Origin of the sequence: Peribacillus frigoritolerans, assembly GCF_004358755.1 — a bacterium.
Lineage (GTDB): Bacteria > Bacillota > Bacilli > Bacillales > Bacillaceae > Bacillus_P.
In genome coordinates this window covers 198,496-205,032 of record NZ_SMZY01000005.1, presented here as the reverse complement: position 1 = coordinate 205,032, position 6,537 = coordinate 198,496, and the positions used below count along the sequence as shown (strand labels likewise).

Sequence of the window (6,537 nt, the reverse complement as noted above, 5' to 3'; positions counted from 1 at the left end):
ACAATAACGAAAAGCGGAAGCGCCCGGTTAGCTCCGACAGACAGATAAGGATCCGGCTGAAAAGGCGCTTTTTGCCTTTACAGACGGAGCCGTTCTGGCCGAGGAGTTGGGCGGTGGAGCTAGACAATAACGAAAAGCGGAAGCGCCCGGTTAGCTCCGACAGACAGATAAGGATCCGGCTGAAAAGGCGCTTTTTGCCTTTACAGACGGAGCCGTTCTGGCCGAGGAGTTGGGCGGTGGAGCTAGACAATAACGAAAAGCGGAACTGACTGTTCAGGCTCGGGCAGACAGATAAGAATTCACCCGAAGAGTCCGCAGATGCTCAAGCTGCATAAAATGAATACTTAACAAAGGCGGAAAAATCATGGCCCATTCTGCAATCGCATCAAAAGTTGAACAATTCGGATTAGAGGCTGTCCCTAAGGAACTTCGCAGCACTTCCTGGTTTGACTATTTTATCGTTCAATTATCGTTTTCTGTTAATGCAGGCAATTTTCTTCTTCCTGCGCTGGCCGTTATGGAAGGGGGACTTTCCTTTTTTCAGGCAGTACTATGCACAGTGATTGGAGCTTCTCTAGCCTTCTTTTTTGTTTCGCTTTTATCGCTTCCCGGCTCAATTCACGGAATTCCTGCACAATATGCGATAAGGTCTTTTATTGGAACAAAAGGAGCGCGCTTTTTCTCTTCACCGGTGCGCACTATTACATCACTGTATTGGTTCTGCGTTCAAACAATAGGCGGAACACTGATGATCATTGAGATCTGCCGACGCTACTTTCAAATTGAACTTGAATTCGCTCCCCTGGCTATGCTGCTTGGATCAGGCATGGCTGCAATTGCAGCTGCAGGCTTTGATGCTGTAAAAAAAATCACAAAATATTTCCTGCCTTTTTTGCTTGCTGGACAAGGAGTTATTTTCTATTTGTATTTTACTACAAGGTCAGCAGCGCCTTCAGCATCTGATATGCCCATAAACTCAAATTCTGTCTTTTTGACAATGCTTCTCTATGCAAGCCTTGTATTTGTCCAGTATATTTCTGGAGTCAGCGCTTCAGCGGATATGGCGAGATATGCAAAATCTCCTAAGCATGGATTTTTCGGATTATATGCCGGCAATTTTTTTGGATTTTTCCTGACAGCCTGCTTTGGGGCATATAGTGCCTTTTATTATAACAAGCTGAATCCCTTCATATCAGCAAGCACGTTAACTGATTCCACTCCAGTCGTGATGGTCATTTTACTATGTTCGATTTTATCGATGTTTTCAATCAATCTGAACAATGCTTATACAGGTGCCTTCAGCCTGCTGAATATTTTCCCTGCACTTGGAAGACTGAAAAGTGCAGCTGTTTTCGGCATAGCAGCCATCAGCTTGAGCACAATTCCTGCGTTTGTCACGGAAGCTTCTTATTTCATTTCTTTGTTGGGATCCGCGATTATTCCACTATCTGCAGTTATTGTAGTGGAATTTGTAATGAATAATTTCAAATCATCACAAGTCTCCTCAAAGCAAATAAACGGAAGAGCTGCAATCGCCATTATTTGCGGGATATGTATTTATTTCATCATTCCTGATCGTTTTTCACCTGGTTTTTTTACATTTATCTTTTCTGGCCTGCTCTGCTTGATCCTTATTAAAACAGAAAAAAGTCATCATGATTGATGACTTTTTCTTGTCTTTGAATAAAAACTATTCTTTATCTTCGTCTCGCGGCTGCAGATTTTCCTGAAGGAAATTTTGTTCGTACTGCTGTTCAACTACTCCGCTTGAATAAGCATCTGTAATTAGCTGTGATGTTTCATTTTCTCCTTCATAATCATAATAAGCAGATTGATTTTTTGGATCTTTTTCTTTTCCCATTGGTTACAGCTCCTTTAAGTTCAGATAGTGTTTTCTTTACTATCGTTTGTGAAAATGGACCTGTTTACGATGGTAAAACCTTCAAATTTCACAGTAATGCTTTATCAGCCTTAACTATCGCTTCTTTTACTTTTGAAAAACCCGTGCCGCCATCGCTTATTCTTTTGGCAACCGCCGTATATGGATCGATTGTTTCAAATATATCTGAAGAAAATAAAGAAGACGCATCCTGGTATTCTTCGAGTGAAAGATCTTTTAAATAAATGCCTTTTTCAATGCAAGTATAAACAAGTTTTCCAACTACTTCGTGTGCTTCTCTAAAAGGCATGCCTTTTTTAGCAAGATAATCCGCAAGCTCCGTTGCATTTGAAAAATCTTCTGTTGTGGCTTTCTTCATTTTCTCTTTTTTCACTTTCAGCGTTCCGATCATGCCAATAAAAATCTGCAGACTTCCTTCTACTGTCCGGACTGTGTCAAACATCCCCTCTTTATCCTCCTGCATATCCTTGTTATAAGCGAGAGGCAATCCTTTCAAAGTCGTCAGCAAAGCAAATAAATGGCCATAGACCCGTCCCGTTTTGCCGCGGATTAATTCGGCCATATCCGGGTTTTTCTTCTGAGGCATCATGGAGCTTCCCGTTGCGTACGTATCATCAAGCTCTACAAACTGAAATTCCTGGCTGCACCATAAAATCAGTTCTTCGCATAAGCGTGATAAATGCATCATCATAAGAGAGCTGTTGCTCAGAAATTCAACGATAAAATCGCGATCGCTGACTCCGTCAAGGCTGTTTTCATAAATCCCTTCAAACTCAAGCAGTTCAGCCGTTAATTGACGATCAATGGGAAACGTGGTCCCTGCAAGCGCTCCGCAGCCGAGCGGAGAAATGTTGATGCGCTTTAAGGATTCACTAAAGCGCTGTTTATCCCGCTCAAGCATCCAGAAATAGGCAAGTAGGTGATGTGCGAATGAAATTGGCTGTGCACGCTGAAGATGAGTATAGCCCGGTAAAATCGTTTCTACATTCTCTTTTGCTTTTTCTAAAAGCGTCTGCTGAAAAGAAGTAATCAGCTGAGTAATTTCCTTCACATGATTTTTTAAATAAAGGTGCATATCTGTAGCAACTTGATCGTTTCTGCTTCTGCCTGTATGAAGTTTCCCTCCTACAGGTCCGATTTCATCAATAAGCAGCTTTTCGAGATTCAAATGGATGTCTTCGTAATCCACGGAAAACGCAAGCTCTCCGTTTTCAGCCTTTTCTTTTAAAAGAAGAAGGCCTGTTTTAATTTGCTCGGCTTCAGCAGGTTCAATGATCCCGCATTGTCCGAGCATATGAACATGCGCAAGACTTCCCTGAAGATCTTCTAGAACGAGTTCTTTATCAAATGAAATGGATGCTCCAAATTCATCCACCCATTTTTCAGGTGTTTTTTGAAAACGTCCACCCCACAGTTTTTTCATACGTTCACCTTCTTTTTTCCCTGCACCATGCTGCTGACCTTAGTAGGAAGTCCGTATAGCGAGATGAAGCCAACTGCTGCCTGATGGTCAAATGAATCCTCAGATGTATATGTTGCAAGCTTTTCATCATAAAGGGAGTATGCAGATTTTCTGCCTTCAACAATGGCATGACCTTTAAAAAGTTTAACCCGTACAGTTCCTGTAACATACGCTTGTGTCTCTTTCAGGAATCCAAGCAGGGCATCCTTCAGCGGTGAAAACCATAAGCCGTTATAAATGAGTTCTGTCAGCTTCATTTCAATAACGGGTTTAAAGTGTGCCACTTCTTTTACAAGAGTCAGATCTTCTAATTCTTTATGAGCTTTAAGCAATGTAATCGCAGCCGGGCATTCATATACTTCACGTGATTTGATGCCAACAAGACGATTTTCTACATGATCAATTCTTCCGACTCCATGCTTGCCTGCAAGTGCATTTAAATGGAGGATTAACTCTGCCAGAGGGTAAGCTGTGCCATTTAATGAAACCGGTACGCCTTGCTCAAATTCGATTTCCACCATTTCAGGTGTATCAGGTGTATTTTCAATTGAATTTGTCAGGTCATATGCTTCTTCAGGAGGAGCTGCCCATGGGTCTTCAAGAACTCCGCATTCATTGCTTCGGCCCCATAAGTTCTGATCAATTGAAAACGGGCTGCCGAGATTAATTGGAATCGGGATATTGTTGTCCTGTGCATATTGAATTTCTTCCTCACGCGACCAGCTCCACTCACGGACTGGAGCAAGCACTTCAAGGTCAGGGTTTAAAGCTTTAATAGATACTTCAAACCGAACCTGATCATTGCCTTTTCCCGTACAGCCATGCGCAACTGCAATGGCATTCTCCTGCTCCGCAACCTCTACTAGCTTTTTAGCAATTAAAGGACGCGACAGTGCAGATACAAGCGGGTATTTCCCTTCATATAAAGCATGTGATTGAAGAGCCACCAATGCAAATTCATCAGCAAATTCTTTCTTTGCATCAATTACGTATGATTTAGAAGCCCCAACCTGCAGCGCTTTGCTTTGAATAAATGCAAGATCTTTTCCTTCACCGACATCTAAACAGCATGCAATCACTTCGTATCCTTGATCCTGAAGCCACTTGATTGCTACTGAAGTATCTAAACCGCCTGAATATGCCAACACTACTTTTTTATTTAAAGTCATCTTAATTTCCCCTCTCGTATGTATAAATATTAATTTAGATTCATAACTATTCATTTGATAAATACCACTTTAACAAGTTATCCATGGTTTTTCAATAGATTTCGCAAAAATTTTTATGAAATAATCGTGAATTTTATACAAGTGTCATGTAAAATGAAGGAAAGCTTAGGCACGGGGGAATGGCAATGAGACATTTTCGTTTTAGCGAGAGGCTTGGAATCTACTGTCCAAACCTCGAAGTGGAGTGGGAAAAGATTCATCCCCATGAACAGGAAGCGATCCTGATGCAATGGGAAATGATCCGCGGGAGCATACCCGATCATATTGCAAAAATAGAAGATCAGATTAATGCTAAACAGAATGAATTGAACAACGAAGAGGATTTTTCAAGATCCTGCCGACTTAATGCAGAAATATCTGAGCATGCATCTGTTATTAATGACTTATGGCTCTGGTTCAGGCTGCATCAAAACGTGTCAGAACGGATGCATGGTTAATGAATAGGAATGCATAAAAAAACATCACCCGAGACGGTGATGTTTTTTGCGCATTATTATAAATCTTTTTTAATCTCTCTGACAACGTGTCCAAGTTCGGGAATGATCAGCTTTTCCATTGCCAGACTAACAGCACCCGCTGAACCTGGCATAGAGAAGATGACAGTGTCATCAGCAACACCTCCAATAGCTCTGCTCAGGATGGCTGACGATCCTATATCCTCCTGATAGCTGAGCATTCTGAACAGCTCTCCAAAGCCCGGGATCTCTTTTTCAAGCAAACTTTGAACTGCTTCAATGGTGACGTCTCTTTTTGCGATTCCAGTGCCGCCGTTTAGAAGGATAACATCAATTTCACTGGATTTGCATCCGCTTACAACAGCGCTTTTAATTAATGTTTCTTCATCAGGAATGATTTCATACTGCACAATTTCATGGCCTGCATTTTGAATAAGTTCCGAAATGAGCTGGCCGCTTTTATCGGTATCTGTCGTTCTAGTATCACTGACTGTTATAATTTTGCAGAATACCTTCGCAGGTGCATGCAATTTATGTTCAATAGAACTCATAATCGGCACCCTTTTTTTCAAGCAGCAGCCTGTAGCGGTAATATTGATGGGCAAAATCTGTAATTTGTCTTGTCAGCTGATAGTTGATTCCCGCACCGATAGCCATGCCGATCAATGGAATACCGCCAATCATCTTTTTACGCAGCATGGTAATAGCGGATACTTTAACAAGCTGTTTAATTAAGTGATCAATGCTCGCCTGATTGGCAAGCTTATCTTCTCCTTCGTAAAAAAACGGATTTACATCCTGGTTTCTAAGATCCTCTGTCAGCGCAGCCCATTGCTTATAGCGCAGATGCTTGGGCAGAAGCGCCGCATGGTAAACTTTTAAAGATGTCATCATTTCAAAAGGAGAATTCACTTCATATCCATAGCTTAGAGCCGTCATTTGAACAGCTCGCAGATTCAGCAGCATTTGAGCCGGAAGATCAATGCCCATTAATAGAAATCCGCCTGTCCCCGCTAAGCCGCCTTGAACGAATGAATAAAGCCGGTGCTTGGACAATTGCAAGTCTGAAATGTAGTGCAGCTGATCAACACTTAGTTTTTTCAGGTCAAATATTTGATGAATGTCTTCATCAAACGTTTTTGCAGTCATGAGCAGCTGCTGTCTTGCATCATGCTGCACATGAGAATTTTGAATGAAAGAATGCAAATGAAAGAGAATATCATCCAGCTTATCAAAAAATTTTCGTTTAATCGGCACAGGAATCTCGTTAAGCTTTCGATTTAGCCATTTATCGTACGTCCGGCCGAAATCTGAGCGAAAATCCTCCCCTAATTGCTGTTCCCACTCTTTTATTTCTGCAAGCAGCTGACTTTCCCGATTTGAAAGCGTCATATGTTCCTTCCTCCTGTTTCCAGACATCTCCATTATTTCTTCAATTATATCACATTCAATCAGGCGTTTTCATTGGTCTTAATTAGTGTTTCCCGCTGA

7 protein-coding genes are annotated in these 6,537 nt (G+C 41.6%); 2 read left to right on the top strand and 5 right to left on the bottom strand.

The genetic code is table 11. From position 1 onward, the window contains the following. The first annotated feature begins 364 nt into the window (after positions 1–364). Complete coding sequence (locus tag E2R53_RS20370; RefSeq protein WP_133313562.1) at positions 365–1,663, top strand: cytosine permease; 1,299 nt, start codon at positions 365–367, stop codon at positions 1,661–1,663. Positions 1,664–1,690: 27 nt separating this feature from the next. Here E2R53_RS20370 and E2R53_RS23395 read toward each other — a convergent pair whose 3' ends face one another. The 3 genes from E2R53_RS23395 to E2R53_RS20360 all read right to left on the bottom strand — a co-directional run bounded on the left by E2R53_RS23395 (position 1,691) and on the right by E2R53_RS20360 (position 4,531). Then, on the bottom strand, positions 1,691–1,861 hold the full coding sequence (locus tag E2R53_RS23395) for a hypothetical protein (RefSeq protein WP_165971054.1): 171 nt from the start codon (positions 1,859–1,861) through the stop codon (positions 1,691–1,693). Between the two features lie 88 nt (positions 1,862–1,949). After that, positions 1,950–3,323 (bottom strand): argininosuccinate lyase, encoded by a 1,374-nt coding sequence (gene argH, locus E2R53_RS20365; protein ID WP_133313561.1) that lies wholly within the window; start codon positions 3,321–3,323, stop codon positions 1,950–1,952. Then, positions 3,320–4,531: an argininosuccinate synthase gene (locus tag E2R53_RS20360; protein WP_133313560.1), complete on the bottom strand. Its 1,212-nt coding sequence runs from the start codon at positions 4,529–4,531 to the stop codon at positions 3,320–3,322. The genes argH and E2R53_RS20360 overlap by 4 nt, the downstream gene beginning before the upstream one ends. 185 nt (positions 4,532–4,716) lie before the next feature. Here E2R53_RS20360 and E2R53_RS20355 point away from each other — a divergent pair, with 185 nt between their 5' ends. Continuing rightward, the gene (locus E2R53_RS20355) at positions 4,717–5,028 is read left to right on the top strand and encodes a hypothetical protein (RefSeq protein ID WP_133313559.1); all 312 of its coding nucleotides are present in this window, start codon (positions 4,717–4,719) and stop codon (positions 5,026–5,028) included. Between the two features lie 56 nt (positions 5,029–5,084). Here the strand turns inward: E2R53_RS20355 and E2R53_RS20350 are convergent, their stop codons facing one another. Together E2R53_RS20350 and E2R53_RS20345 are read right to left on the bottom strand one after the other, a co-directional pair. Continuing rightward, entirely contained in the window at positions 5,085–5,597 is a 513-nt protein-coding gene (locus tag E2R53_RS20350; RefSeq protein WP_133313558.1) for a MogA/MoaB family molybdenum cofactor biosynthesis protein, read from the bottom strand. Further along, entirely contained in the window at positions 5,584–6,438 is an 855-nt protein-coding gene (locus E2R53_RS20345) for an EcsC family protein (protein ID WP_133313557.1), read from the bottom strand. The genes E2R53_RS20350 and E2R53_RS20345 overlap by 14 nt, the downstream gene beginning before the upstream one ends. Positions 6,439–6,537: the final 99 nt, after the last annotated feature.

What these genes read in the sequence shown, in the direction of transcription:
- E2R53_RS20370 (WP_133313562.1), top strand. Translation starts at nt 365, where the DNA reads ATGGCCCATTCTGCAATCGCATCAAAAGTTGAACAATTCGGATTAGAG.
- E2R53_RS23395 (WP_165971054.1), bottom strand. Translation starts at nt 1,861, where the DNA reads ATGGGAAAAGAAAAAGATCCAAAAAATCAATCTGCTTATTATGATTAT.
- argH (WP_133313561.1), bottom strand. Translation starts at nt 3,323, where the DNA reads ATGAAAAAACTGTGGGGTGGACGTTTTCAAAAAACACCTGAAAAATGG.
- E2R53_RS20360 (WP_133313560.1), bottom strand. Translation starts at nt 4,531, where the DNA reads ATGACTTTAAATAAAAAAGTAGTGTTGGCATATTCAGGCGGTTTAGAT.
- E2R53_RS20355 (WP_133313559.1), top strand. Translation starts at nt 4,717, where the DNA reads ATGAGACATTTTCGTTTTAGCGAGAGGCTTGGAATCTACTGTCCAAAC.
- E2R53_RS20350 (WP_133313558.1), bottom strand. Translation starts at nt 5,597, where the DNA reads ATGAGTTCTATTGAACATAAATTGCATGCACCTGCGAAGGTATTCTGC.
- E2R53_RS20345 (WP_133313557.1), bottom strand. Translation starts at nt 6,438, where the DNA reads ATGACGCTTTCAAATCGGGAAAGTCAGCTGCTTGCAGAAATAAAAGAG.